Raw genomic sequence first — 1,399 nt, 5'->3', positions numbered from 1 at the left:
GCCCCCGGCCGGGGCACGTGCGTTCCCGGCGCGAGCCGGGAGGAACGCACGACGCGCATCCGAAATTCGTTTCGCGTCCCCGGGAGGCGCCCCTACTGTGGCGCGGTGACAACTCGAATGATCATTCTGAATGGTGGTTCCAGCTCGGGGAAATCCGGGATCGTGCGGTGCCTCCAGGCCGTACTGCCGGATCCCTGGCCGGCGTTCGGGGTCGACTCGTTCGTCGACGCGCTGCCCGCGAAGATGCAGGCGTCGGACGCGGGGCTCGAGATCGCGGCGGACGGGCGAGTGAGCGTCGGCGCGGACTTCAGGGCGCTGGAGGCGGCCTGGACCGAGGGCATAGTGGCGATGGCCCGCGCAGGCGCGCGAATCATCGTCGACGACGTCTTCCTCGGCGGAGCGGCGTCACAACAGCGGTGGCAGAAGGCACTGGGCGGTCTGCCCGTGCTGTGGGTGGGCGTCAGATGCGAGAGCGCGGTCGCCGCCGGCCGTGAGATCGCACGGGGAGACCGGGTCCAGGGCATGGCCGCCTCACAGGCGGACGCGGTGCACCGGGGGGTGACCTACGACGTGGAGGTCGACACGACGCACACCGAATCCCTGGCGTGCGCGAGGGCCATCGCGGCCCACGTCAACTGATCTCCGCTGCGCGGAGCCATTCCCCAACCCCGCCCCTTCCCGCTGCACCGATGTGCGGCTCCGCCGCGCGGCGGAGCAGGCCCCGGACCCGCGGGGGCCGACGCCCCTTCCCGGTGCTGACGCCCTCGCACCTCCCCACAGCCGTACGCGGCGCGGCCCCTTGCCGCTGCGCGGGGCCTTTCCCCACCCCGCCCCTTCCCGAACCGGGGCAGGCCCCGGACCCCCATGGGGCTGACGCCGCCAGCCCCCTCCCGGGGAGAGGGAGAAGTTTGGCGGGGGCTGGCGCCCCCACGCTCCCGAGAAGGCAGCTTCGCGCCGCGCTACGGGCCCCTGCCGCCTGCCGACGGACCGGACACCGGCCCGGCTCAGGGGCCTGCACCACTCGCGGCCCGACCTGAACTGCCGCCGCCCGGCGTCGGACCGGGGACACAGGCCCTGGCCAGGGGCCTGCCGCACTCGCGGCCCGACCTGAACTGCCGCCGCCCGGCGTCGGACCGGGGGACCGGCCCGGGTCCAGGGAGACCCACCGCTCGCCGCCCGGCCCGACCGGAGCCGCGGCCCAAGGCCGACTCGCCGCCCCAGCGTGGAGCTGCCCCCGCCCAGAGGCCCGACCGCCGTGCCGCACGGAGGGACCACCGGCCGGTTCGGGCGGCACGGACGTCAGGGGGGTGGGGTCGGAGGAGGGGGGTGTCCGGAAGTAAAGCGTCGCAACTCGCGCGCAGCGCGGTGAGGACAGCCATTCCGGACACCCCCTCCGGAG

1 protein-coding gene is annotated in these 1,399 nt (G+C 74.9%); it reads left to right on the top strand.

Features of this window, described 5'->3' with window-relative positions; all coding sequences use genetic code 11:
- The first annotated feature begins 105 nt into the window (after positions 1-105).
- A complete protein-coding gene (cpt, locus tag ACWGH4_RS25585; protein WP_453465056.1) occupies positions 106-639 on the top strand; it encodes a chloramphenicol phosphotransferase CPT in 534 nt (177 codons plus the stop codon).
- Positions 640-1,399: the final 760 nt, after the last annotated feature.

This window comes from Streptomyces sp. NPDC054847 (assembly GCF_053610925.1).
The sequence above is the reverse complement of the archived record's forward strand: the minus strand, read 5'-3'. Positions and strand labels throughout refer to the sequence as shown.